Raw genomic sequence first — 23,799 nt, 5'->3', positions numbered from 1 at the left:
CCTTTTGTTCGAAATATTTCTGTAAGGGTGGCACGGTAATGACTAAATATAAGCTTGAGTTTCGGCATAGACCTAGTGTTTCAGAGTCTATCGAAGAGAGGCATAAAGATTTTTTGAGAGCTATAGGCGATTTGGGCGTTCCGTGGAGTTTGAACGATGCCTTTGAAGTTCCCCCTATTGGAAGCGAGTTGGTGACCTCGGTGTCATTGGATAAGCTACTTCCAGTCGGCGTTAAAGGTCGAATTTCATATGCTCTGCGAGATCAGAAGTATCTCCAAGATGATGCGCAGTTTGATGATACGCTATTTATTGAATTTACAGACTCCAAAGTTGACTATTCGTATTTGTTGAAGGTTGTTTTTCCTGTTTATATAAAGGCGTTTGGCTCCTATCGCTCAGCTTTACATGATTGGAGTGTTACGAGGAGCGATTGGCCTTTAGTGTTGGAAGCTTGTGATGCTACAAAAAAAGACGTTAACGGTAGGGATGGCGTTTTTCGTATAAATGCAGCGAATCATTTCGATAAGGAATTGTGTTTTCGCGCCTTTGAAAAAGGGCCTCGTGAACTTGCTGATTTGTTGAATGGTTATGTAGAAGAAGTGTGTGAGTTTGAAGAGGGGGTTTTGATTGTAATTAGTTATACTCCGCTTTCTGCCGACGAACTACTCAGGGCGGGTGATCGACTAAAGAGCTTAGTGGTTTGATTTTTTGTCTAGTCAAATTGGTTGGTGTATTGCAGTTTTGATTGGGTTCGGTTGAGTTGATGTAAAGGTTCAAACGAAAAGGGGGCAGATTTATTTAAATTAGAGTTTAAAGGCGCACTAAATAAATCTGTCCCCTTTTTTCTTCCTTTTTTCTTCGGACTGCCCGATGGCGAGAAAGTCAGAATTAAGGTGGTGGACTAATGGCTAGGTTTAGAGAAAGTATATATTTGTCTTATTCGCAATTTTGCGTGTTTTTGAGTTCGCTTGATCAGCCGTATAATGATTGGAGTGATCGTAGTTATGCGCAAGGATTTGCGTGGAGGTTAGGGAGTGTCTCTTTTAGAGCTTTGATTGACGAAGGGGATCATATAATTAGCTTTTTCATTAACGAACAAGTGCCCGCTATAAGCGCAGACGTGGTTCGGGCCTTTAAAGTTCCCTTCTCGGTAATAGATAGAAATATTGAGGTTGGTAGTATTTCGAGTACGGTTCCTCTAGAACTGCCTGAAGGAGATTATTCTCTTCAGGTCGAATTTATAAGACCCTCCTCAAGTGCAGTGTATGAAATAAATGTCCATTTGAATTTAGGGGGCTGCGATTTTGAGGTGTTGAGAGCAGACGTCGAAATTGACGAGCAAGGTGAGTTTGATATCGATGCGGTTCCTGCGGGATAAAATTTCGGAGAAATGGGGGCGGATTTATTTTAATTCGAGATAGCGGTAATAAAGCCTATTAAATAAATCTGTCCCCTTTTGTTCTTGATTGAAAATAAGTTTGGCGGTAAGGCGGAGTGGTGGGATATCACACCTGCTATGAGAGGCGTGGAACACCAAGGTGGCATTCACAGGGCTCAAGGGCCAGCAGAGAAAATATTTGGTAAATGATTATGAAAAATAAAGAAGAGATAAAGTTGTTGGTTGAAAGTTTAAAGTCTTCAAAGGATTATGAGGGTAACTATGGATACCGGATAACAGACTCGCAAGCAGTTTTAAGCAGCGTTGATGAAGCAGATCGTCAGCAAGCTCCAAGTGACTACCTGGAGTTTCTCAAGGAATTTGGTTTTGGGGAGCTAGACGCGGCATTTCATCTTGATGATGGCCCAGAGAAATACTCTGCTATATGCGGTCAGGAAATTGAACGCTATGAGGGGATGTACGTATTTGGTGGTAATTCGAGTGATGTACTATATGCCTTTGATACAAAGCATAATTGGCGTGTTGTAGAAATTAGTTCCGAGTTGGATGATGTTGATGTGTTGGCATCAAACTTTTCTGATTTTATTTTGGAGCGGCTGAAGTACGTTAAAACTCTTGTCGATCGGCGTGCGGAAAGTTAATCGGCTAGGGGGAATAGAGGGGAATAGGGGTCAAGGGGAATAGGCCACGTTTTTGCGTTTTTTAGAGTTCAGCAGAGTTGCTCTTTAAAAATATGATTTATTTTTTTTAATTATTCTATTTAGTTGGTCTGTTGATGGGCGGCTAAGCTGTAAACTCTTATCCAGTTAGGGGTTTATATGGCTCGCCGTCCTAGGGTTTTACTACCGGGTATCCCATTGCATATTATACAGCGGGGAAACAATCGGTCTGCGTGTTTTTGTTCAGATGAAGACTACATTTTTTACATGGATATATTAGCCGTGCATGCTCAATTGCATGGCTGTAAAATTCACGCATTGTGCTTGATGACAAATCACGTTCATTTGTTGTTGACTCCAACCTGCTGCGCAGGGGCTGGCCTACTTATGCAGGGGCTGGGGCAGCGCTATGTTCAATATATCAATCGAACATATCAACGAACGGGCACATTGTGGGAAGGCCGTTTCCGCTCCTGTTTGGTTCAACAAGACAACTATGTTTTAGCTTGCTATCGATATATCGAAATGAATCCGGTCAGAGCGGGTATGGTTACTCATCCGGGCGACTATCGCTGGACCAGCTATAGGGCAAACGCACAGGGCGAGCTATCAGGCTTTATAAGTCCGCATGCGGTTTATAGCGAGTTAGGTAGCGGCACAGCGCAAAGCAGAAAAGGGGACAGATTTATTTAAATTTGTACTGGGATAAGCGTATTAAATAAATCTGTTCCCTTTTGTTCGCAACGGCCCGTGAGAACTCTTGTTCAGGACGAATCAGGCCGGTATTGGCTGCAAGGGCAAGGTGGGGGGAAAATTACCCCCTCAGGTTCTTACGATTTTGTCACATTGCCGGATGGGACTATCAAGGTAAGCCGCCCAAATGTGAATGAGCAATTTTCAACCCATCTGGGGCTTAGCGGGGGGGGGGGAGTTAAATATGCCGGCTCTATACGCTTTGGTAATAATGACGGTCCAGAGCGAGGAAAAATAACAAGATGGGATAATAGCTCCGGTCATTATCAGCCACCTGCTACCCTAAAGGCTAACTCTGGGTTACCGGAAAACTCATTTAATCCAAGGAAATAGTTTGGTATGGATTCAAGATTGATGTCACTCTGTAAAGAGTTGGCGAAAATGACTTCTGATCAGGCGGCAACTTGGATATTGAGCCGGTATCCGCTTGCTTCAGATAATTGGGGTGAAGCTTTATTACTCCTTCCTCATAGATCTTGGAAAAAACCAGAGCAGAAACGGTTAGCGGATTATTATTTTAAGAAAATTCCGTTCTCTAGCGCTAGAGGATATGAAGCGTTCGCGTCAATTATGCCAGTTAAGTTAATGGTTGCATGCATTAACGATGCATTGCCCAAAGATCCTGGCAGGCTCGAGTTATTGTTTTATCATCTTGTCCCAGTGCTTAAGCGTTTTGCAAAGAATGATGCAGATCTAAAAATTATTGAGACTTTCCTTTCGGCTTTTTCGATAAATTTGCCAAAAAATAATTGAGAACAAAAGGAGGCGGTTTGTTTAATCTTGCTAGAGAAGTGAAAAAAGGGAGCGGGAAAAAAGGGAGCAGATTTATTTGAATTAGGGTTGAAAAATCTATTAAACAAATCTGTCCCCTTTTGTTCGTGCCGCCTGCTCTGCTTGCAAATTATGGAGCACTGTACGATAAGTACCGCCCAGCAATTGAGTCGGAGAAAAAGCGTGAAAATTAATAAATGGCTTTTGGTAGTATTATTGTCGGCCTTGGCTGGCTGCGCACCTTCCCATTCCAATTGGGAAAATGGAATGAATCTATGGGTAGGTACTCATTTCGATTCCCACCTTTACAAAGACTGCACTCGAGGATGTGGCGACTCATATTGGTCGCCTGTAAATAAAAATAAGACCTTTGATAAGGTTGTTGATGAAAACGGAGGCAGGCGGTATTACATAACTTGGATTAGAGATTGCCGATATTCGGTTTTTGTCGCTGCGGATCGGCTAATAAAGTCATGGAGATACGAAACTTCTAACGTAAAAGGATGTTATGTCTTTTAACTGCTGTTTTAAGGGAAAAAAGCGAGAAAAGGGCATAGATTTATTTTGATTCGAGATCGCAGAAAAACCAATTAATGGTTGAAGGGAGCCATACATAATGACTGATGAAACAAAAAAAGGATTTTGGCGCTGGGGTTTTGTGCTGTTGCTTGTTGGTATAGCAGCGGTCTTGATAAAACAAGCAACAGAAGAAACGCCTGAGCCTAGCAAACCAACTTTCCTTAGTGACTTGATAATCGTCACCGCGCGAACGCACGCGCGTAATCGGAAGGTTGACGAAAATACAGAGCTTGTTCGTATGGAGGCGACTAATAGTCATACTATAACGGTTTATTATTCTTTATTGAATTATGATTCTGATGTTTCTAGTTTTAACTTGGAAGCTACCAAGTCAGCAGTTGTAAATATTTTTTGTGATCCCAAAAATTTTGAAAAACAATCCATTTTTTCACTGGGCGGGACTTACGTTTATGTTTTTGGTAGCAAAAATGTAAAAGAAATTGGCCGATTTGAATTTAACAAAAAGAATTGTGAAGGTTCTTTGTAAACGCTTGGTCATCGAGGCGGAGCAGTGCGAAAGGGCAGGTTTATTTAGCCTTTACCCTCCCCGCACGAGGCCAAAGCGGGCGACACGAAGGCCGCCCGATTTTCACTCAAGACGGATCGGCATTCAGCCTGCGACTGATGACATCCAGCAAATCACACCCATCGCGCAGCGGAATGGCCAGCAAGTGGGCAAAGTCTGAAAGCACTACGGCATCGCTGCTGAGTTGTTCGCGGAAGGCCAGGTTTTCCAGCAGTTGGGTGACGGCCCGAATGCGGTGCACGGCGGCGTCGTGAAGGACGTCGAGAGGTGCGTGGGTGTCGATGATCAGGGCTGGGACGGTGCAGTCGTGGCCGGTGAGGGGGATGTATCGATTCATCATTAAGCTCTCTATTGATTATTGAGGGCTCGTTCTTCGGGTCGCCAAACCCGGTCGCTTTTTGAGCGACGGCCGGACTATAAGCCGCACCACCAAGCCCGCGCAAGGCATCAAAATGCCGCCGCTTCGGAGCGTGTACGCAGCTACTAACGTCTTGCCACCCATTGCCGACATACTGCTCACGAACAAACGCACTACGACTATGCAAATCTGAAAGCCTCACCCCAAACATTAAAGGACCAATGTGAAAAACCTCCTCCTCATTCTCTTCGCCACCCTCATCCTCGGCGGTTGCGTCAGCCACCCCCTCACTCCCGAAAACCGCGCGCAGATCAAGACCGTTAAAGTCCTGCCGGTGAAGTGGGAAAAGAACATGGTGTACTTCGGCCGTGAACAGGCCTGGGGCGCGGCCCTGGGTGCCGGGGTTGGCGCGGGTGTTGGTATGGCCAGCGGGGCGTCCAAGCTGGGTACTGCGGCGTTGAGTGGCGCCGGGTTTGCCGCGGGCATGAAGCTCGGGCAGTTGGCCGAGATGCCGACGCCGGTGGCTATTCTGACGGTGATGGAGGCGGAAAAAATCGACGTAGGCGTGTTGCTCAAGCAGGGCTTTGTCGATGAGTTGGGCAAGACTTCGACGCTCAAGGTGGTCGGCGAGGAGGAGCCCGCCGATGCGCAGATCCAGCTGACCGTGTCCGAGTGGGGTTTTCGCCTGACCCAGGGTTTCAGCAGTGTGATTTACCCCACCCTTAACGTGATGGCGCAGATGGATCGCGGCGATGAAATGGTCTGGCGCACCTTTGAAGCGGTTACGCCGTTCAATGGCCAGAACGTCTACGGCTATACCCCGTTGACCTACCGCACTGACCCTGAAGCCTTGCGGCGGGCGTTGACAGGGATTACGCAGATTTCTGCGCAGTATCTGGTGAAGGAGCTCAAGTAGGTCTGTGCGAAGGCTGGCGGCTGTTGGTGGGCGGGCTTGGACTAATACCAGTCAGGGTTAAACGCAGTTCCCCTGTGGGAGCGGGCTTGCTCGCGAAGGCGGTGTGTCAGTCGCTGCATCTGTTGCTGCACTACCGCTTTCGCGAGCAAGCCCGCTCCCACATTTGATCTTCGTTGCTTTGGGCATTGCGTTCGTTTAATTGATCGGCATTGGGCTTGCCCGCGAAGGCGGTGGGTCAGTCGCTGCATCTGTTGCTGCACTGCCGCTTTCGCAGGCAAGCCAGCTCCCACATTTGATCTTCGTTGCTTTGAGTATTGCGGTCGGCAGTAGGGTAAGCCCCCCACCTATGGCCGAAACACCTTGAGAACCGCTCTCAACCCCGTAAAATGCCGCAGCCGTTGCATCACCGTCTTTCAGGGAAGAATCCAGGCCAGCGCGTTTTCAGGCTGCCTATCTCCTTGGAAAACCCGGCAACGCTGATTTCCTCACCCAAGGAGCACCCTGTGAAGACACTGTCCAAAATCCTGCTGTCGGGCCTCACCGCCGCGGCGCTGTTGACCGTGGCCGGTTGCGCCACCGAGAGCAACCGCGCGATGCCGGTGGAGCAAGTCGCCAGCGCCCACGTGGCCTATTCCGGCGTGCGTGTGCCGATTGCCGTGGGCAAGTTCGACAACCGCTCCAGCTACATGCGCGGCATCTTCTCCGATGGCGTCGACCGTCTCGGCGGCCAGGCCAAGACCATCCTCATCACCCACTTGCAGCAGACCAACCGCTTCAGCGTGCTGGACCGCGACAACATGGGCGAGATCTCCCAGGAAGCCAAAATCAAAGGCACCGTGCAGAAGCTCAAGGGCGCTGACTATGTGGTGACTGGCGATGTGACCGAATTCGGCCGCAAGGAAACCGGCGACCGCCAGCTGTTCGGCATCCTCGGCCGTGGCAAGACCCAAGTGGCCTACGCCAAAGTCGCGTTGAATATCGTCAACATCAACACCTCCGAAGTGGTGTATTCCACCCAGGGCGCCGGTGAGTACGCGCTGTCCAACCGTGAAGTGATCGGCTTCGGCGGCACCGCCAGCTATGACTCCACCCTCAATGGCAAGGTGCTGGACCTGGCCATGCGCGAAGCGATCAACCGCCTGGTCGACGGCATCAACGCCGGCGCCTGGAACCCGCGTAACTGATCAGCCACACCACAAGGAGCAGTACACGGATGAGCAAGGCAGTGAAGTTAGCGCTGACGCTGGCAGCAATCGCGGCGGTCACCGGGTGCCAGACGGCGCCCCAGCCCCTGTATCAATGGGAGAGCTACCAGCCGCAGGTTTACGAGTACTTCAAGGGCGAGCCCAAGGAAGCGCAGGTGGAAGCATTGGAGCGCGATCTGCAGAAGATCAACGCCAGTGGCCGCAAGGCGCCGCCGGGTTACCACGCGCACCTGGGCATGCTGTACATGAACATGGGCAAGGATGACCAGATGGTGCAGGAGTTTCGCACCGAGAAGGCGCTGTTCCCCGAGTCCGCTGCGTACATGGACTTTCTGTTGAAAAACGCCAAAGCCGGAGTCGCCACCAAATGAGCCTGTTAAAACTCACCGGCGCCTTGCTGGCCCTGGTGTTGCTCGGCGGTTGCGCCGCACCCAAGACGGTTGATTATTCGGCGTACAAACAGGCGCGGCCCAAGTCGATCCTGGTACTGCCGCCGATCAATGAATCGCCGGAAGTGCAGGCGTCCTACAGCCTGGTGTCGCAAGTCACCTATCCGCTGGCCGAAGCCGGCTACTACGTGTTGCCAATTGCCCTGGTGGACGAGACCTTCCGCCAGAACGGCCTGACCACCGCCAACGATATCCAGGCCGTACAGCCGGCCAAGCTGCATGACATCTTTGGTGCGGACGCGGCGCTGTACATCACCATCAGCGAGTACGGCACCCAGTACATGCTGATCTCCAGCGACACCTCGGTGACGGCCTCGGCCAAACTGGTGGACCTGCGCACCGGCACCACCTTGTGGACCGGTTCGGCGCGGGCGTCGAGCGAGGAGGGCAACAACAACGGTGGCGGCCTGGTGGGCATGTTGATCACGGCGGCGGTCAAGCAGGTGATCAATAGCTCTACCGATGCGGCGCACCCGATTGCCGGTATCACCAGTGCGCGGTTGCTGTCGGCAGGGCAACGCACCGGCATCTTGTACGGCCCGCGTAACCCGAAATACGGCACGGACTAAGAGAACACCGCCATACAAATGTGGGAGCTGGCTTGCCTGCGATAGCGGTCGGCCAGTGCTGGAAAGGCTGGCTGACACACCGCTATCGCAGGCAAGCCAGCTCCCACATTGATCGGGGTGAATTTCGAGGGTTTAACCCGAACCCAACCTACCTCGCGTCTGACCTTGTGAACGGCTCATTCATTCACGAGGTTCAGCCCCATGTCCCGCCCTCTGCTTTACCTGCGTCCCGCTGCCCAAGGCTTCACCGTTACCCTGCTGGTAGCGCTGGCCGGGTGTGGGCTGTCTTCCTCGCCCGAGGTGGCCAAACCGGCACCGCCCGTCGCCGAGCTGTACAGCGCGCCGGTTGAGGGCGCGATGGCCAAACGCATGGCCATGCCGGCACCGATGACGGTGCGAGAAATGGCGATGATGAATGACCACAGCGAACCCCGCGAGCAATACGCCAACCTGCCCGACAACCCCGTGCATCGCGTCGCCGAAACCCCGGTCTCCACCTTCAGTGTGGATGTCGACACGGGCAGCTACGCCAACGTACGGCGCTTCCTCAACCAAGGCCGCCTGCCGCCCGAAGGCGCGGTGCGGTTGGAGGAAATGGTCAACTACTTCCCCTACAATTACGCACTGCCCACCGATGGCTCACCTTTTGGCGTCACCACCGAAGTCGCCGCCACGCCGTGGAACCCGCGCACAAAACTGCTGCGCATTGGCATCAAGGCTTCCGATAAAACCGTGGCAGAACTGGCACCCGCCAACCTGGTGTTCCTGGTGGACGTGTCCGGCTCCATGGACCGCCGCGAAGGCTTGCCGCTGGTCAAGAGCACGCTGAAGTTACTGGTGGATCAACTGCGTAATCAGGACCGTGTGTCACTGGTGGTCTACGCCGGTGAATCCCGCGTGGTGCTCAAACCCACCTCCGGGCATGAAAAAGCCAAGATCCGCAACGCCATCGACCAACTCACCGCCGGCGGTTCCACCGCAGGCGCGTCCGGCATCGAACTGGCCTACCAGATGGCCCGCGAAGGGTTTATCGACCAAGGCATCAACCGCATCCTGCTGGCCACCGACGGCGACTTCAACGTGGGTATCAGCGACTTCGACAGCCTCAAGCAAATGGCCGTGGACCAGCGCAAAAGCGGCGTATCGCTGACCACCCTCGGCTTTGGCGTGGACAACTACAACGAACACCTGATGGAACAACTGGCCGACGCGGGCGACGGTAACTACGCCTACATCGACAACCTGCGCGAAGCGCGCAAGGTGCTGGTGGAGCAACTCAGCTCGACCCTGGCGGTGGTGGCGCGGGATGTGAAACTGCAGGTGGAATTCAACCCGGCCCAGGTCAGCGAGTACCGCCTGCTGGGCTATGAAAACCGCGCCTTGAAGCGTGAGGATTTCAACAACGACAAGGTCGATGCCGGTGAGATTGGCGCAGGGCACACGGTGACCGCGCTGTATGAAATCGTGCCCAAGGGCGAGAAGGGCTGGTTGGAGCCTCTGCGTTACGCCGCCGCGCCTGCGACCGAAGGCCAATCCGATGAGCTGGCGATGCTACGGGTGCGCTACAAGCCCGCTGCGGGCGGTAACAGCCAGTTGATCGAACGCCCCATCGCCAACCAGGCTACCCCGGCCAGCGACGACCTGCGCTTCGCGTCTGCCGTGGCCGCCTTCGCCCAACAGCTCAAGGGCGATGGCCGCTACACTGGCACCATGAGTTTGCAAGACACCGCCAAATTGGCACGCTCGGCCCGCGGCGATGACCCCTTCGGGCTGCGCAACGAATTCGTGCAATTGGTGGAGTTGGCCCAAAGCCTCAAACCCTGATCTCGCTCACAACCGAGATCAAATGTGGGAGAGGGCTTGCTGCTAAAGCTTTTTGTAGGAGCGAGCTTGCTCGCGAAAAACTCACAGGCACCGCGTTTATCCAGGAAGCACGCGTTATCGTTGACGTTCTTCGCGAGCAAGCTCGCTCCTACAGTAACCCTGCTTCGGCTGACCAAAAGGAGTTCGCCCACCCCATGGCCGTTCCAGATGACTCACCCAGCGACGAATCGCTGCTGGCCCGCTATCGAACCGGTGACACTGCCGCCTTCGAAGCCTTGTACACGCGCCACCGCCAGGGCCTGTACCGCTTCCTCGTGTCCCTGTGCAACAAAGCCGAACTGGCCGAAGAAATCTACCAGGACACCTGGCTCAGCCTGATCCGCAGCACCACCCAGCCACAAGGCCGGGCGAGTTTTCGTACCTGGTTGTTCCAGATCGCCCGCAACCGCCTGATCGACCACTGGCGCAAGCACGGCATCCACAACCCATTGCATGACAGCTACGATGAACAGCTGCACGCCCAGGCCGACGACAGCGACGGTCCCGAGCAGCAACTGACCCTCAGCCGCGACCAGGCGCGCCTCGACGCGGCCCTGCAAGAACTGCCCGAAGATCAGCGCGAAGTGTTTTTGTTACGCCTGCATGGCGACCTCGAAGTGCCGCAAATCGCCGCCCTCACCGGCGCCCCGCTGGAAACCGTAAAAAGCCGCCTGCGCTACGCCCTGCAAAAATTGCGGCGCCTGCTGGCCGAGGAGGTACCCGTATGAACGACTCCAAACATGCTCCGGACACCGACGACGGGCTGATCCAGCACTTTCGTCAACACAGCAGCGGCGAGCCACCGGCGTCACTGGACGCGTTCATTTTGGCCACTGCCCACCGCGAGGCACCAAAACCTTCGCCCAACCTGTGGCAGCGCTGGTTGCGCGCGTGCCAGCAACCGCGTTGGCAAATGGCTTTCGCCAGCGTTGCCGGTGTGGCGTTGTTGGTGGGTGTGGTCACGCGCACCAGCGAGTTCGAGCATGCGCCGAACACGCGCCTGGCTGCCCCGGCTGCGTTTTCTGCGCCCGCACCTGCGCCTATGAGCGCGCCGCCACGCGTCGAATCGTTCAGTGCCGAAATGAGCAGCGATGCCTTGCCCCAAGCCAACATGGCCAAGCGCGCAGTGCCGGAACCGCTCGAGCAGGGTTTGCAGGACGTATTGCGCCTGCGCAAGGCAGGCGATGACGCGGCGGCGGCGGCAAAACTCGCCGAGTTGCAAAAACGCTTTCCTGCACAGAACCTCGAGGAACGGCTCAAGGCATTGCAGCCTCACTGACCCCATGGCGATGGTATCCAGCGATACCATCGCCGACCGCTTGAAATGCGTCATAAGCATATGAATTTATATTCAGTTGCTCGGGGAGTAATTGCTGCTAGTTTAATAGGCGAAAGACGTCATTGTTCCTGCTGGCCAACAGAGCGGGTCATGTTTCATTGGATGAAAAGTTGCATGCGGACTTCAAGGATTAAAGTCTTCTCAGCATTCGCTACATGGCCACTGGGAAATAGCTCTACCTGTTGGAAGTCCATTCAATTGGATTGATAAACGGTACCTGACATGACGGCTACGCTGAATTACTCATTGGCACAGGCAGTGCCTGAACTGCAACAACCCCTGGATATATTCGAGCTTAAAGAGTCCAACGTCCGCTCTTATTGCCGGGACTTTACCGACACGTTCCACACCGCTGAGGGTTCGACGCTGACCAGTGAGCAAGGTCAGCTGTTCATTGACTTTTTCAGCGGTGCCGGTGCCTTGAACTACGGGCATAACAACCCGGTTCTAAAGGCCGCGCTGCTCGACTACATTGCGCAAAATGGCATCACCCACGGCCTGGATTTCAAGACGACCGCCAAGAAAGCCTTCCTCACCGCGTTTGAAGAGCAGGTGCTGGCCCCACGCAACCTGCGTTACAAAGTGCAGTTCCCCGGCCCCACCGGCACCAATGCGGTAGAGGCGGCGATCAAGCTGGCACGCAAGTACACCGGGCGCCAGAACATCGTAGCGTTTACCAATGCTTTCCATGGCATGTCCCTGGGCAGCCTGGCCCTGACCAGCAACCCGCGTAAGCGAGCCGGCGCCGGCGTGACTTTGAGCAATGTCACGTTCATGCCCTATGACGGCTACTTCGGCGACAGCGTGGACACTTCGCTGTACCTGGACAGGATGTTGCGCAGCGGCAGTGGCATCGACAGACCGGCGGCCATCGTGCTGGAAACCGTGCAGGGTGAGGGCGGTGTGAACAGTGCCTCGGCCGCCTGGGTACACGCCGTGCAGCGCATCGCCCAGGCCCATGACATCCTGCTGATCATCGATGATATCCAGGCCGGCTGCGGGCGTACGGGCGACTTCTTCAGTTTTGAAGCCCTGGGCGTCACGCCGGACATCGTGACGTTGTCCAAGTCGATCAGCGGCTACGGCTTGCCCATGTCGCTGGTCTTGCTAGCACCCCATCTGGATGTGTGGGAGCCGGGGGAGCACAACGGCACGTTTCGCGGCAACAACCTGGCGTTCGTCACCGGCAAGGCAGTGATCGACCACTATTGGAGCGACGCGGGTTTCACTCAGGCGCTCAAGGCCAAGGCGGGCGTGCTGCATGATGCGCTGCAGAGGCTATCCGCAAGTTTCGCCGCCAAAGCGCCCAACCGCCTGAAAGGGCGCGGGTTCTTCAAAGGCATCGAGTTCGAGGACGCGAGCCTGGCGCAGAAAGTTGCTGCGCGCGCCTATGCACATGGGCTGATCATTGAAACCTCCGGCATCGATAACCAGGTGCTGAAATTTCTTCCGGCCCTTACCATCACTGCGGCGCAGATCAACCAAGGCGTGCAGATTCTCGAGCAAGCGTTTGCCGAGGTGATCACATCATGAGCGATGCCATTATCACCCGGCACGCGTCCCTCGATGACGCCGCTGCCATTGCACCCTTGCTGGATAAATACCGCGAGTTCTACGGCGAAGCTTCCGACCTGGCCCGCTCTTTGGCATTTATTCAACAACGCTTCTTTTTAGGCGAGTCAATTATTATCGTCGCGCAAGTAAACAATGAAGTTATTGGGTTTACGCAACTCTTCCCGAGCTTTTCAAGCGTCACGCTAGAACGCCTGTGGATACTCAATGACTTATATGTTGAAGCCTCAAAGCGAAAAGCGGGAGTTGGCCTGGCGTTATTGAATGCCGCCAAGGCATTCGCACAAACAACCGGCGCCAAACAGTTATTCATTGAAGGCGCAGACGACAACCCCAAGGCACGCAATTTATACACGCGCTTTGGGTTTATCGAAAACACGGCATATCACTACTACCATCTTCCATTGAAGCCAATCCAGGGATAGGAGCTTTTCCATGTCAGACACTGTTTTCGATATCGTGGGTATTGGTTTTGGCCCCTCCAACCTGGCGTTGGCTATTGGCCTTGAAGAGTCCGCTTCTGCGCTGACCTATCGCTTCCTGGACGCCAAGCAAACGCCGGACTGGCAGGATGAAATGTTGCTCAGCGGTTCGGATATCCAGAACAACCCTTTGCGCGACCTGGTCACCCCGCGAAACCCGCGCAGCCACTATGGGTTCGTCAATTACCTGAAAGAAACCGGTCGCCTGTTCGACTACCTCAACCTGCCGCTGACGTATCCGCTGCGGCGTGAATATGCCGAGTACATCAAATGGGTCGCCGGGCATTTTCTGGGCAGTGTCGAATCCTCTGCGTTCGCGCAGCGGGTCGAGCCGGTGCTATTCAAAGGCGAGCAGGTGTGGAAGGTCACCTATAACGACCAGCGCGTCATTTACGGGCGCAGCCTGGTGCTCGGCACCGGACGCACGGCGAATATCCCGGCGGTGTTCGAAGGCCTGACTGGCCCTCAGGTGTTCCACCTCAATCACTACCTGGAGCGCCTCAATAAGCTGCCTCCCAGCGTGCAGCGCATCGGTGTGGTGGGCTCCAGCCAGAGCGCCGTGGAGATTGTGCTCGACCTGACCGCCAGGTTCCCAGACAAAGACATCTACTCGCTGCACCGCAGCTTCAGCTTCCGGCTCAAGGACACCAGCCCATTCAGCGACAAGGTGTATTTCCCGGAATTTATCGACTACTACTTCAACCTCCCGCCCGAGGCCAAGGCGCGGGTGGACAAGCAACTGCGCGGCACCAATTACAGCTCGGCCGATGAAGATGTGATCAACGCCCTCTACGTACGCATCCATGAGGAAAAGCTGCAGGGCAAACAGCGCATCCACATTCTTAACAACATCGCCATTGAGCAGGCGCAGATCAATGCATCGGGGCAGGTGGAGCTAGCGCTCAAGGAGGTCAACCAACTGACCCACTCGACTCTGGCGCTGGACGCACTGGTGCTCGCCACCGGCTTCAAGGACATTGCCGCCAAGGAAAATGGCGAACTGTATCCGCCACTGCTGGCGTCTTATCACGCACGGTTTCGAGCGGACGCCCACGGCGCGCTGGTGGTCAACCGCGATTACAGCCTGACAGCGCTGGAGGACTTGCCCGCGGTGTTTCTCAACGGCTTATGCGAAAGCTCCCACGGCCTGGGAGACGCCGGTTCATTCAGCCTGATTTCTCTGCGGGTCGAACACATCCTGGCGTCCCTGGAAGAAAAACTCGCACAGGCCGAAGCCCCGCTGCACGCATTGGCCTGACCCACCCTCGGCAGCAGCCTGCGCCGGCTGCTGCCTCCTACAAGGAGTTCCCATGTTTACAGCAGCATTGATCTACATCCTGGCGGTGATAAGCCCGGGGCCCAACTTCATCATCGTCAGCCGCTTTGCTTCGCTGGGGTCGGTCTCGACCGGTATCGGTGCGACCCTGGGCATCTGCACGGTCGGCGTATTTTTCTCAACCCTCTCATTGCTCGGCCTGGCGGCGTTGCTGCATCAATACCCGGCGTTTTCCAAAGTCGCCACCTTATGCGGCTCGGCGTACCTGCTGTACATCGCCTACAGCATCATCAAAAGCGTACTGGCCAAAAACACCGGCACCGCCGACACCACCGCCCCGGGCGCGACCAGCTTCGCCAAGGCCTATCGTGTGGGCGTCATCACCAACATCAGCAACATGAAAACCATCGCCTTCATGATCAGTATCTACGCCGGCTTTCTTTCATCGCCGCGCACGGATATCGAAAAAGTCCTGGTGGTGCTGCTGTGCTCGACGCTCGAAGTCATCTGGTACTCCGTAGTGGCCCTGCTCTTCGGCCAGGGCCCGATCAAAGCGCTGTTCCTCAAATACACCCGGCAGATCGACGTAGGGCTGGCCGTATTCCTCGTGGCGTTTTCACTGAACAACGCCATCCCTGTGCTGATCGCCAGTCGATGAGGCTTCGCCATGGAATGGAACGCGTTGCTCAAGGATGTGGGAGGGCGCTTCAAGCATCGCAGTTGGTTGTTGATTGACCTGGCGCCGGAGGCGTTGGTGCTGAGCGATTTGTCGGGGGAGTTGGTGAGGGATTATCTTGGGGTGACGTTGATTCTGGACTGTCATCTTGAGGGGGTTTTTCGGGTGATTGATGGGTTTGGGCCGGGTATCAGCTATGCGGCGTCGTTGCAGGCCGCTCGACGCAGGACTTACTCCGTGCCGGCAGGGGTGGCTTTTCAAGATTTCAAATGGGCGTGCTGAAGGCCCAAACAAAAAGCCCCAGGCCTGTCGACCTGGGGCTTTTTTATAACTCGCCGTGGGCCTTGTACCAGGCCACCGTGTCCGTGAGGGTCTGCTCCAACACACGAAAACTCAGCCCCAGTTCCTCTTCACTTTTGCGGTGGTCAAAGCGGGTACGGTGCTCCTCGCGTATCAACAGCCGCAACGTCGCCATGCTCAGCAAGATAGGCTTGCCGGTCAGGTAGGCGTAGGCCTCTTGCACCGCTGCCAACAGGTACAGCGCGGGCAGCGGCAGTTGGCGCGAGGGTACCTTGACCCCGGCAATACGCCCCAGCACCGGCATCAGCTGGCGCATGGTCAAGTTGCGGCCGGCCGCTAGATAACGCTCGCCCCGTCGCCCGCTCTGGGCGGCAGCAATGTGCGCCCAAGCCACATCGCGAGCATCGACCAGCGAAAAGGTGCCAGGAATCAGCCCCGGCAACTTGCCGTTGATAACGTCCCTGACCAACTGCCCCGAAGACGTCGGCCCACGGTCACCCGGCCCCCACATCCAACCGGGCAAGACCATGCAGGCGTGCATCTGCGGATGGCTTTCAAGAAACCTCAACACCTCCCGCTCAGCCAGGATCTTACTGCGGTAGTAGTCGTCCGCATCGGCCTCGGCCCGCAGGCACGTCTCGTCGATCGGCGTACCGGGGGCACCGTCGAGCACGGCAATCGACGAGGTATACACAAACCGTCGCACACCGGCGTCATACGCCTGGTGCAGCAGGGCTCGCGTACCGACGACATTGATCTTTTCCAGCTCCTCCCAATGGCTGCCGCCCTTGTAGTTATCGCGAAAAAACGCCGCGCAGTGAAACACCGTATCGCAGCCTTGCAACGCCGCCGCGAAGGCATCCACATCAGCCATGTCCCCCACCACTTGCTCCACACCCTGCACATCGCCGAACTGCTGCGCGCCCTTGGCCGCCGAGCGGACCAGCGCCTTCACCGCATAACCCCGTGCGACCAGCTCTTGTACCAGGTTATTGCCCAGCAAGCCGGTGGCACCGGTCACAAAGGTGCTGCGCAAGCGATTGGGGTTCGTGTTCATACAGGCCATTCCATTTGTTGAGAAGGCCAGTAGATATACCGGTGAGCCCGCGCCGTAAAAACAGCGCCTGCGGCATAATGGCTTTGCACATCTGCACACCAGGGAAGCGCGGATATATGGCATTGCAGGCAAATTGGGATGATCTTCGGCTGCTGTTGGCAGTCTCACGGCGCGGCAGCTTTTTACAGGCAGGCCAGTTACTCGGCATCGCGGCCTCTACCGTCTCCCGCCGCCTCACCCAACTGGAAACCGCCCTGGGCGAGCCGCTGGTGGAACGCGGCGTGGAAGGCTGCCGGCTCACCTCCCGAGGCCAAGCCCTGGTAGACGTCGCCCTGGCAGCCGAATCCGGCCTGCGACGCCAGGCCCCCGTCGACGGCACGCCTGCAACCCTCAGCGGCACCGTGTTGGTGAGTGCCGGCGAAGGGTTTTCAGCTAGCGTACTTGAGGCCGCCAGCCGCTTCACCTCGCAGCACCCAGGCTGCTCCGTAGAACTCCAGGTCACCACCGACTTCCACAAAATCGTACGAGGCGTAGCCGACATCGCCATACGCACCGCCCACCTGGGCGAGCCCTCCCTGATCTACCGAGGGCTCGGCAAACTCGCTTACGGCGTGTTCGCACCCGCCGAATACCTGCAACGGTTTCCTGCGCTAACGCCAGCCACTGCCGCCAGTATTGCCTTGCTGCCACCGCTGGATCTGCTGCCGCAAATGCGCGCCGCGAAAGCTGCGGGGCTGGACCATGCGCCGATCAGGGTGAGTTCGTTTGCGGTGCAGCTTGAATCGGTGAGGCGGGGGATGGGGGTGGCGGTGTTGCCGCGTATTTTGGCGACGGGGTTGAGTGAGCTTTTTCAGGAGATAGAACTGCCGGCGATGGAGGTTTATTTGGTTACGCGGCCGCAGGCGTTGAAGCAGGGGCATATTCAGGTTTTTTTTGGGGTGTTGGAGGGGGTGTTGCGTGACGAAATCTCTAGCCTGGATAGACAGCATTTCAGGAATTCATCGAGTCCTGCGTAAGGCCCAAACCACCGGGATGTAGAGGCTTTGCCGCTCGTAGCAATATCGAGTCGCGCGTGTAACTCGCCTACAAAAAAGCCCCAGTTCTCTCGATCTGGGGCTTTTTCATTTCATATCTGGCGTCCCGGCGTCGTTTGAACTGGGCCGTAAGATGCCCGTATTTACTGGGTATTTTAGGCCGTGTGTCGGTTAGGCATACACGTGGGCATACATGGCCCTTACTGCTGTCCGTGCTTTTACGCTTTGGAGGGTGGCTTTTTCATCTCGGAAGGACGTCGTTTTAACTCCGTCTCACGGATTACGCGGCCGGTCGTACCGTCAAGCTTGAACAGGGTTCTTCCCACGAGTATGAACGTGCTTTTGCTATCCGCCAAAATCAGATGGCCAACCAAGCGTTCACCTTTGTCGGTTACCACGACGTCCACCGCTTCAAGTTCTCCAGCAGCTTCCTGCTGCGTATATTTTTCGAAGTCTGCCAGCCCAGTACTCATGCCTTGGCGAACACTCGCGGCAGGAGCGAGGAAGGCCATGAACATGAAGATGCCCATCCATGGCGCAAGGCCACTCACTACGTTCGCTTTAGGTCTCTTCGTAATAGCTGTGATGTAGATCGCTGCGATTACCGCAAATGTAATCGGCAACAGAGCGGAGCCGACAATGGGCAATTTTTCCGCTACATCCAATACACCAGAGAAAGAGTTTGTATACCCATGGAGAAGTAGAGCGGGTGTACTCAGGGATAGCTCGTTTGGGTCGATGCCGAACTCCCGGAATCTGCCGACAAGAAGTGAGTAGCCATAGATCACAAGTGCCGCTTGCGATGCTAGCGCTCCAAATGTAATCAGTTTGAAAGCCAGGTCTGTATTGGTTTTTGCCTCCCTGGCAGCTGGGTCATCTAACGTCTCGTGATGTGCAGGGGCTGAGGAAGCAGTGACGTGGATGGGTGTAAGCAGCTCTACCCTCAGCGGTTTGTCTCTGCGCCAGAACATGGTGTTTCCTACTCCAGTGGGTGACCGGAGAAAATACCCCCGAATCTGGTGAGAGGGTAGGTCTGATATGTCGCTGGGGGCCTTGGAGCATTCTAACCGCAGGGGGATCGATCTATTTAAGAGCGGGACCGACGTATGGGGGCGAGAACGTATCGACGGATGCATGGAGTGGGTTTATTTACCCTCAGTGTTTCAGGCGCCCGATGCACTGCACCGGGCGCGAACTACTTACTGCGGGTGCGGCCCACCAGGCTGCATGGCCAGGAGCAGGTCATCGACGATCGCTTTGCCCATTTCACACAGGTAGTGCGAGGCAAACGCGAACTTCTCCGCCTTGGGATCCATGGCGGCTTCAAGCGAGAGCATTTTTGCGTAGTAGAGAACGTGTGCTGCGTGTTCAAGGGCTTCCAGAATAGGAACCCCGGCGTTGACTCGAAACAATTTCAGATGGCTTTTTTCCTCGCCACAATCTGCGAAAGTCTGAGCGCCGATCGTTTTGGCTTCTGCGGGTGGGGTACTCATTACTGACCTCCCACGTACATGGGGGCGGTATTGATACGGACGGCACTACGGTAATCAAGCATGGTGTGAAACCTCTCTGATGACCAACTGAGACGGCCACACATCGTTTCCAGGCGATGGGTGGCAGCCGTGCGCAGGCTGGAAACCGAGACAGAGACTACTCGGCAGACACGAATGTCTCCCGCACACGGCCGCCATGAAGCACAAACGGCAGGCATAAAAAAAGCGCCTGCTGATTGTTTGACGACGCTACGTGCGTCTCGGTGACGGGTTTCCAGGCCCGGTCGCTGATGAGCAGCGACGCGAAGGAGATTAACGCGACCACCTATGTGCTGCAACTCGCAAAGCAGGTAGGATCCTTCTGAATCGCGTGATGGCAAAATAGAATGCCTTCTTCAGTTGGCTCGAAAACAAGGAACGTTGATGCAGCCCAACCTCAGCTTTACCGATGTGGTACGTGAAATCCTTCGGAAGCATCCAGCCGGGCTCACACCGCAAGAGATCAGGTCGATTGTGAAGGCGCAATACTCGAGCTTTTACGGAACCGAGTCGCATGTACGCAATGTAGAGAGCGGGAATTACAAGGATCTTGACCACGCCTTACTGGCCAGGATTTATATCGCATGCCGCAGTGCGAGCGATATTTTCGCGGATAAGTCGCAGAAACCACATCTAATGTCATTAGAGACAGGTGCCGAGCCTCAGGAGCTAAATGAGCCAGACTTTATCGAAGGTGAAGACCTGGAGAAGTTGGCTGAAGACGTCGGCACCTTGTACGTATTAGGAACGAATCTATTTACGTCCGAAGGTGTTGAAATTATCAAAATAGGAATCACCACCGGGCCTGTGGAGAGACGGATTGCCCAGCTTTACACAACCGGGGTTCCGTTTCGTTTTCGAGTAATCTCCCAGCTTGAAACCACAAACTACTCTAAACTTGAAAAAGCTTTACATTGTTTATTTGATAAATATCGAATTAACCAGGCGCGGGAGTTTTTTACAGCTCGATGCCTGGAACACATATCTGAACTGATTGCTGTTCATCAAAAAATTGAACAGGTATAGATAGTATTGGCTCGGGTTGGTAGTTCGTACTTTGAATGGCTGGGAGTACTTTATGGCGAAAATAAGTAAAAAAGCGATCAAACTCAAGCGTGAGAAAGAAAAGTTTAAGCGTGAACGCGAGCAGCAGCTACGTAGCTTTTACGCTGGAATTAGTGATATGCATAAAGATCCTGTGGTAATAAGTATTAAATCTGCGGTAGGATATTTTAAGTCTTTTATGTCGGAAGAGGTTTGGGGGCGAAGAAAGTCCAAAGTCGAGAGATATTTTTTAGGGGTCACAAGATCAATAGTTGAATCTAATACAAAAGATTCGATGGAATACAATAATCGTATGGCCTTTTTTGATAAATGGATCGACTGGTATATTTATTTAGCTGAAGTTTGTTCTGAAAGTGGGTTTGGTTATGATGAGGCGCAATGGGCGCGCATCAAGCCTTTTTTTATGAAGATTGGAGCGTCTTTAGAGCTTGTAAAAAATATTGCAGGCGTTGAAGTGCGTGTGAAAAACATGCTGTATAGCAAGGATAATAATGCGGACTCTGTTTTGTTTGAACTTATTGTTGCTATTGCTTACGCTGAGCAAGGCTGGCAGGTAGAGTTTATTCCAGAGATTAAGGGGGGTAAGAAGACTCCTGATTTAAAAGTTGTTAGAGGCGGCGAGATTTTATTTGTTGAGTGTAAGCGTTTTCAGAAAGTCACGGACTACTCGGAGGCTGAGCGAAGTGCTTGGTTAGTGCAGTGGAATACATTGCTGCCAGAAATGATTAAATGCGGGGTGCCAGTTCTTGTGGATGTGAATTTTAAGTCAGAAGTCCATTTGCAGGAGCCTGGCTTAGTAGCGAAACTTTTTCGATCGACACTTGAGAATAAAGTTCGTTATATAAATACTCCTGAGTGCGATATTTTTCTTCGTCCAATAAACTACCCAAAAATGTGGGAGCACTTTTCGAAGCATGCAGTGAAATTTCCATCTGCTCAGATAAATGCACTTATTGATCCCCGGTGGCAGGCTCATGCCTCGTACACGCTGGCAATGGATGCCAAATTTAGAGCCATGCCGAAGGGGGACTCAGCGCTTAATCGATTTGTTGAGATTATTCGTGCTGTTTTTTGTGCGAGATGGGAATGCACGGCAGAGATATCAATTGATAAGAAAGCGAGAGACGTTAGGACCTTGTTAGACAAGGCTGTTGAGCAGGCGCCTGCAGATGGTAGGACGGTTATTCATATTGCGTACGAGACTCTACATGGACCGAACATTGAGTTCGTCAGAGATAGAAAAATATTTGAGCTTGTAGAGTCGTACGAGTTTGGTGAAAAGGACGTCGCCTGCATTTTTTGCCATGCTATACAGCCATCCTCGCATCCTGACGGAGTAATTGAATTGGCGGAGACCACGAGATTTTTTAACCGTTCTCTAAACGCTGACTATGTATTGCCTGGAAATCAATTGTTGTTTACATGCCACGGAGCAGAAATATCGTTCAATGATACGCATTGGATGCAGGATGCAAAAAAAATGGTGGAGTGGAGTTAACCCGGAGTGGAATGGGTCAGGCCCCGTTTAGGCTAGACCCATTTAGGGGCTACTCGTTATTTTGCTCGATGAAATTGGCGTTTCTTAGAAGGAGTGCGAGCGGAGGGACTTTGGTCAACTTTATTGCTTCCTGCGAGGTTAGTCCAAGGCGAATGAGCAATCTTAATGCGAACAAGACCCGAAGACGAAAAATCAGTGACACAAGACGCACTCCTTTGATTGCTTTTCTTGCTCCTTGAGGATCATAGTGAGCTTGATAATTTCTAGTTCTCACAGTGCCCTGAACGATAGCATCCGCATTTTTGGATCCTCCAAAAACTTCCGCTATGTCATCAATTAATAAATGTAATCTTTCGCCAAAAGAAAGTTCATATCCGTAGTTAAGCTTCTGCTTTAGCCATTCGCGCTCTTCTATCGGACATGTTTTCAAAATTGATGTTATTTTTTCTTTGTAGTCTTTTTTTGACCATTTTCTTGTGTCAGATGTTCTACGATGAAAGGCTTCAAGTGCTTGGGCCATTGATAGGAACTTACTATCGATATATGCGTGGCTATCGTCTTGAACCGAGAAATAATGGTGGAGGGCTGGGCTCAAGTTATCATATTCCTTTAGCCACAGAGACAGTAGATTACCGAGGCGTGACGAGATATTTGAAAAGTTTAAGAGCATTTCGTTTGATTTGAGAGGTTTTTGGGCGGAGTTATTTAAGCTTTGGAAGTAAATATCCAGCCACTGATGTATCTCGTCTACTTCTGGATCATCTACCTTCGCTTTTAGAGAATGAATTGCTACAGGTTGGCCGATCACGAAAGATAGAAAGCGAGTGATTCGATGTGAAATCGATTGAAAAAAGTCAAAGTTTTGAGACTCAACGGGAGTAACTTGGATATATGCCTGCTGGTAAAGCTCCATATTTGGATATTTTGTTCCTCCTGGAACTCTGACATTCATGCCGATGATAAGTTTAGTTCCATCGAATAGCTCGTATTCGACGGGTTCAGGCCTCTGTAAAGTAAGGCTCCAATCTTCAGTGGAGTTGCCAATTGCAATTTTAAAAGCCGACTTTCCAAGCCATTCGCTGAGATTGTCTACGCAAAATTGTAATGATCTAAATTTCGTAGGCCCGGATAAGCCTGCACCGACAAATGCGAGTTGCGCAGCTATTAGCGACTTCGAAGTTGTGCCTGGAAACGAAAAGCTCATATTTCTGTACTCGCACCCCTCCAGTGTTAAGTATCCACCCTCGACCTGACCAATTAAGCGACCGATAACCATCTCATCGAAGGTCGTAAACGCGTCTTCATCCGTTGTAATTTCAAGCGATATCCGCCCACCATTTGAGACGGTTAGTATTCCTGGATATCGTTTATTAACGTTATCAGGGCTGAAAAAGAACCCGTTTCTCACTACGTCAGCAGCTAAGTACATTTCCAATTTCCCTTTGTCAAAGCAGTGGCACTCTGCCGGTATTTGTCGCGATTTGTCTAGCGAGGAGAATGAGATACAGCTTACTTAGGGGTACAAGGAAAAAGAGGAAAAAGAGGGCCAGATTTATTTTCACGGCGAAAAAGGGGGCGGCAATCCCAGACAGCCCAAACCAAAACCCCGCTCAACTCCCTCCCAACACCACTCCCCAACCCCAAAAACCAAAAAAGCCCCAGATCTCTCGACCTGGGGCTTTTTCATTCATATCTGGTGCACCCGGCGGGATTCGAACCCACGACCCCTGCCTTCGGAGGGCAGTACTCTATCCAGCTGAGCTACGGATGCTTGTGCGGGCGACATCATACCCATGTCGACCTGATGCGTCCATTCCGGCATTTCCCCCGCCCCCTGTCGTCCATTTCCGACAAAAAATGGCTAATCGCCACCCTCATTCACAACTCCCCGCGCCGCACGTCCCTTTGTTTGCTTTGCTCT

26 protein-coding genes and 1 tRNA gene are annotated in these 23,799 nt (G+C 53.4%); 21 read left to right on the top strand and 6 right to left on the bottom strand.

Translation table 11 applies throughout. The features are described 5' to 3' along the window. The first annotated feature begins 38 nt into the window (after positions 1-38). The 6 genes from CER19_RS10585 (at position 39) to CER19_RS10560 (ending at position 4,648) form a co-directional block, all read left to right on the top strand. Positions 39-704 carry a hypothetical protein gene (locus CER19_RS10585; RefSeq protein WP_116666377.1) on the top strand — a complete coding sequence of 222 codons (666 nt, stop codon included), beginning with the start codon at positions 39-41 and terminating at the stop codon, positions 702-704. Between the two features lie 200 nt (positions 705-904). Beyond that, the gene (comJ, locus tag CER19_RS10580; protein ID WP_116666376.1) at positions 905-1,378 is read left to right on the top strand and encodes a competence protein ComJ; all 474 of its coding nucleotides are present in this window, start codon (positions 905-907) and stop codon (positions 1,376-1,378) included. 212 nt (positions 1,379-1,590) lie between these two features. After that, entirely contained in the window at positions 1,591-2,040 is a 450-nt protein-coding gene (locus CER19_RS10575; RefSeq protein ID WP_116666404.1) for an SMI1/KNR4 family protein, read from the top strand. A gap of 177 nt (positions 2,041-2,217) precedes the next feature. Continuing rightward, the gene (locus CER19_RS10570; protein ID WP_256660412.1) at positions 2,218-2,751 is read left to right on the top strand and encodes a transposase; all 534 of its coding nucleotides are present in this window, start codon (positions 2,218-2,220) and stop codon (positions 2,749-2,751) included. 399 nt (positions 2,752-3,150) lie between these two features. After that, positions 3,151-3,564, top strand: a complete 414-nt coding sequence (locus tag CER19_RS10565) for a hypothetical protein (RefSeq protein ID WP_116666375.1) — start codon at positions 3,151-3,153, stop codon at positions 3,562-3,564. A 634-nt stretch (positions 3,565-4,198) separates the two neighbouring features. Further along, a complete protein-coding gene (locus CER19_RS10560; RefSeq protein WP_256660411.1) occupies positions 4,199-4,648 on the top strand; it encodes a hypothetical protein in 450 nt (149 codons plus the stop codon). A 106-nt stretch (positions 4,649-4,754) separates the two neighbouring features. On the opposite strand, the gene CER19_RS10555 is transcribed toward CER19_RS10560, so the two are convergent. Next, the gene (locus CER19_RS10555; RefSeq protein WP_116666403.1) at positions 4,755-5,012 is read right to left on the bottom strand and encodes a hypothetical protein; all 258 of its coding nucleotides are present in this window, start codon (positions 5,010-5,012) and stop codon (positions 4,755-4,757) included. Positions 5,013-5,268: 256 nt separating this feature from the next. Here CER19_RS10555 and CER19_RS10550 point away from each other — a divergent pair, with 256 nt between their 5' ends. The 12 genes from CER19_RS10550 (at position 5,269) to CER19_RS10495 (ending at position 15,674) form a co-directional block, all read left to right on the top strand. Further along, positions 5,269-5,961, top strand: coding sequence for a hypothetical protein (locus CER19_RS10550; protein WP_116666373.1), 693 nt, complete (start codon positions 5,269-5,271; stop codon positions 5,959-5,961). A 503-nt stretch (positions 5,962-6,464) separates the two neighbouring features. After that, positions 6,465-7,145 (top strand): CsgG/HfaB family protein, encoded by a 681-nt coding sequence (locus CER19_RS10545; RefSeq protein WP_005783620.1) that lies wholly within the window; start codon positions 6,465-6,467, stop codon positions 7,143-7,145. Between the two features lie 29 nt (positions 7,146-7,174). Continuing rightward, positions 7,175-7,537 (top strand): DUF4810 domain-containing protein, encoded by a 363-nt coding sequence (locus CER19_RS10540; protein ID WP_073524455.1) that lies wholly within the window; start codon positions 7,175-7,177, stop codon positions 7,535-7,537. Continuing rightward, positions 7,534-8,184, top strand: a complete 651-nt coding sequence (locus CER19_RS10535; RefSeq protein WP_116666372.1) for a DUF799 domain-containing protein — start codon at positions 7,534-7,536, stop codon at positions 8,182-8,184. The genes CER19_RS10540 and CER19_RS10535 overlap by 4 nt, the downstream gene beginning before the upstream one ends. Before the next feature lie 201 nt (positions 8,185-8,385). Further along, positions 8,386-10,008, top strand: coding sequence for a VWA domain-containing protein (locus CER19_RS10530; RefSeq protein WP_116666371.1), 1,623 nt, complete (start codon positions 8,386-8,388; stop codon positions 10,006-10,008). A 194-nt stretch (positions 10,009-10,202) separates the two neighbouring features. Then, on the top strand, positions 10,203-10,775 hold the full coding sequence (locus tag CER19_RS10525; RefSeq protein ID WP_116666370.1) for an RNA polymerase sigma factor: 573 nt from the start codon (positions 10,203-10,205) through the stop codon (positions 10,773-10,775). Next, entirely contained in the window at positions 10,772-11,326 is a 555-nt protein-coding gene (locus tag CER19_RS10520) for a hypothetical protein (RefSeq protein ID WP_116666369.1), read from the top strand. Before CER19_RS10525 ends, CER19_RS10520 begins: the two co-directional genes overlap by 4 nt. Positions 11,327-11,665: 339 nt before the next feature. Then, complete coding sequence (gene ectB / locus CER19_RS10515; protein WP_218568478.1) at positions 11,666-12,919, top strand: diaminobutyrate--2-oxoglutarate transaminase; 1,254 nt, start codon at positions 11,666-11,668, stop codon at positions 12,917-12,919. Continuing rightward, a complete protein-coding gene (locus CER19_RS10510; RefSeq protein WP_116666367.1) occupies positions 12,916-13,383 on the top strand; it encodes a GNAT family N-acetyltransferase in 468 nt (155 codons plus the stop codon). The genes ectB and CER19_RS10510 overlap by 4 nt, the downstream gene beginning before the upstream one ends. Before the next feature lie 10 nt (positions 13,384-13,393). Next, positions 13,394-14,698, top strand: a complete 1,305-nt coding sequence (locus tag CER19_RS10505) for a SidA/IucD/PvdA family monooxygenase (protein ID WP_116666366.1) — start codon at positions 13,394-13,396, stop codon at positions 14,696-14,698. A gap of 52 nt (positions 14,699-14,750) precedes the next feature. Next, on the top strand, positions 14,751-15,374 hold the full coding sequence (locus CER19_RS10500) for a LysE family translocator (protein WP_116666365.1): 624 nt from the start codon (positions 14,751-14,753) through the stop codon (positions 15,372-15,374). 9 nt (positions 15,375-15,383) lie between these two features. Beyond that, positions 15,384-15,674: a hypothetical protein gene (locus tag CER19_RS10495; RefSeq protein WP_116666364.1), complete on the top strand. Its 291-nt coding sequence runs from the start codon at positions 15,384-15,386 to the stop codon at positions 15,672-15,674. A gap of 43 nt (positions 15,675-15,717) precedes the next feature. Here CER19_RS10495 and CER19_RS10490 read toward each other — a convergent pair whose 3' ends face one another. Continuing rightward, positions 15,718-16,749 (bottom strand): SDR family oxidoreductase, encoded by a 1,032-nt coding sequence (locus tag CER19_RS10490; RefSeq protein ID WP_116666363.1) that lies wholly within the window; start codon positions 16,747-16,749, stop codon positions 15,718-15,720. Between the two features lie 116 nt (positions 16,750-16,865). Here CER19_RS10490 and CER19_RS10485 point away from each other — a divergent pair, with 116 nt between their 5' ends. Further along, positions 16,866-17,765 carry a LysR family transcriptional regulator gene (locus CER19_RS10485; protein ID WP_116666362.1) on the top strand — a complete coding sequence of 300 codons (900 nt, stop codon included), beginning with the start codon at positions 16,866-16,868 and terminating at the stop codon, positions 17,763-17,765. 236 nt (positions 17,766-18,001) lie between these two features. On the opposite strand, the gene CER19_RS10480 is transcribed toward CER19_RS10485, so the two are convergent. Both CER19_RS10480 and CER19_RS10475 read right to left on the bottom strand, forming a co-directional pair. Then, a complete protein-coding gene (locus CER19_RS10480; protein WP_116666361.1) occupies positions 18,002-18,754 on the bottom strand; it encodes a hypothetical protein in 753 nt (250 codons plus the stop codon). 228 nt (positions 18,755-18,982) lie between these two features. Then, complete coding sequence (locus CER19_RS10475) at positions 18,983-19,276, bottom strand: DUF3077 domain-containing protein (protein ID WP_056782556.1); 294 nt, start codon at positions 19,274-19,276, stop codon at positions 18,983-18,985. A 423-nt stretch (positions 19,277-19,699) separates the two neighbouring features. Between CER19_RS10475 and CER19_RS29050 the strand changes: the two genes are divergently transcribed. Together CER19_RS29050 and CER19_RS10465 are read left to right on the top strand one after the other, a co-directional pair. Further along, the gene (locus CER19_RS29050) at positions 19,700-20,341 is read left to right on the top strand and encodes a GIY-YIG nuclease family protein (protein WP_056782557.1); all 642 of its coding nucleotides are present in this window, start codon (positions 19,700-19,702) and stop codon (positions 20,339-20,341) included. Between the two features lie 52 nt (positions 20,342-20,393). Then, the gene (locus CER19_RS10465) at positions 20,394-21,878 is read left to right on the top strand and encodes a hypothetical protein (RefSeq protein ID WP_056782558.1); all 1,485 of its coding nucleotides are present in this window, start codon (positions 20,394-20,396) and stop codon (positions 21,876-21,878) included. A 49-nt stretch (positions 21,879-21,927) separates the two neighbouring features. Here CER19_RS10465 and CER19_RS10460 read toward each other — a convergent pair whose 3' ends face one another. Continuing rightward, positions 21,928-23,307 (bottom strand): HEPN domain-containing protein, encoded by a 1,380-nt coding sequence (locus CER19_RS10460; protein ID WP_116666360.1) that lies wholly within the window; start codon positions 23,305-23,307, stop codon positions 21,928-21,930. Between the two features lie 265 nt (positions 23,308-23,572). Further along, positions 23,573-23,649 (bottom strand) — tRNA-Arg (locus CER19_RS10455). Between the last annotated feature and the right edge of the window lie 150 nt (positions 23,650-23,799).

The organism is Pseudomonas sp. GL93 (assembly GCF_003408955.1).
Classification (GTDB): domain Bacteria; phylum Pseudomonadota; class Gammaproteobacteria; order Pseudomonadales; family Pseudomonadaceae; genus Aquipseudomonas; species Aquipseudomonas paracarnis.
The sequence above is the reverse complement of the archived record's forward strand: the minus strand, read 5'-3'. Positions and strand labels throughout refer to the sequence as shown.

Excerpts from the sequence above, each read along its gene's own strand:
- CER19_RS10475 (WP_056782556.1), bottom strand. The coding sequence starts at position 19,276 with ATGAGTACCCCACCCGCAGAAGCCAAAACGATCGGCGCTCAGACTTTC.
- CER19_RS10560 (WP_256660411.1), top strand. The coding sequence starts at position 4,199 with ATGACTGATGAAACAAAAAAAGGATTTTGGCGCTGGGGTTTTGTGCTG.
- CER19_RS10525 (WP_116666370.1), top strand. The coding sequence starts at position 10,203 with ATGGCCGTTCCAGATGACTCACCCAGCGACGAATCGCTGCTGGCCCGC.
- CER19_RS10510 (WP_116666367.1), top strand. The coding sequence starts at position 12,916 with ATGAGCGATGCCATTATCACCCGGCACGCGTCCCTCGATGACGCCGCT.
- CER19_RS10570 (WP_256660412.1), top strand. The coding sequence starts at position 2,218 with ATGGCTCGCCGTCCTAGGGTTTTACTACCGGGTATCCCATTGCATATT.
- comJ (WP_116666376.1), top strand. The coding sequence starts at position 905 with ATGGCTAGGTTTAGAGAAAGTATATATTTGTCTTATTCGCAATTTTGC.
- CER19_RS10500 (WP_116666365.1), top strand. The coding sequence starts at position 14,751 with ATGTTTACAGCAGCATTGATCTACATCCTGGCGGTGATAAGCCCGGGG.
- CER19_RS10520 (WP_116666369.1), top strand. The coding sequence starts at position 10,772 with ATGAACGACTCCAAACATGCTCCGGACACCGACGACGGGCTGATCCAG.
- CER19_RS10465 (WP_056782558.1), top strand. The coding sequence starts at position 20,394 with ATGGCGAAAATAAGTAAAAAAGCGATCAAACTCAAGCGTGAGAAAGAA.
- CER19_RS10530 (WP_116666371.1), top strand. The coding sequence starts at position 8,386 with ATGTCCCGCCCTCTGCTTTACCTGCGTCCCGCTGCCCAAGGCTTCACC.
- CER19_RS10495 (WP_116666364.1), top strand. The coding sequence starts at position 15,384 with ATGGAATGGAACGCGTTGCTCAAGGATGTGGGAGGGCGCTTCAAGCAT.
- CER19_RS10490 (WP_116666363.1), bottom strand. The coding sequence starts at position 16,749 with ATGAACACGAACCCCAATCGCTTGCGCAGCACCTTTGTGACCGGTGCC.
- CER19_RS10585 (WP_116666377.1), top strand. The coding sequence starts at position 39 with ATGACTAAATATAAGCTTGAGTTTCGGCATAGACCTAGTGTTTCAGAG.
- CER19_RS10505 (WP_116666366.1), top strand. The coding sequence starts at position 13,394 with ATGTCAGACACTGTTTTCGATATCGTGGGTATTGGTTTTGGCCCCTCC.
- CER19_RS10540 (WP_073524455.1), top strand. The coding sequence starts at position 7,175 with ATGAGCAAGGCAGTGAAGTTAGCGCTGACGCTGGCAGCAATCGCGGCG.
- CER19_RS10460 (WP_116666360.1), bottom strand. The coding sequence starts at position 23,307 with ATGTACTTAGCTGCTGACGTAGTGAGAAACGGGTTCTTTTTCAGCCCT.
- CER19_RS29050 (WP_056782557.1), top strand. The coding sequence starts at position 19,700 with ATGCAGCCCAACCTCAGCTTTACCGATGTGGTACGTGAAATCCTTCGG.
- CER19_RS10575 (WP_116666404.1), top strand. The coding sequence starts at position 1,591 with ATGAAAAATAAAGAAGAGATAAAGTTGTTGGTTGAAAGTTTAAAGTCT.
- CER19_RS10565 (WP_116666375.1), top strand. The coding sequence starts at position 3,151 with ATGGATTCAAGATTGATGTCACTCTGTAAAGAGTTGGCGAAAATGACT.
- CER19_RS10535 (WP_116666372.1), top strand. The coding sequence starts at position 7,534 with ATGAGCCTGTTAAAACTCACCGGCGCCTTGCTGGCCCTGGTGTTGCTC.
- CER19_RS10480 (WP_116666361.1), bottom strand. The coding sequence starts at position 18,754 with ATGTTCTGGCGCAGAGACAAACCGCTGAGGGTAGAGCTGCTTACACCC.
- CER19_RS10485 (WP_116666362.1), top strand. The coding sequence starts at position 16,866 with ATGGCATTGCAGGCAAATTGGGATGATCTTCGGCTGCTGTTGGCAGTC.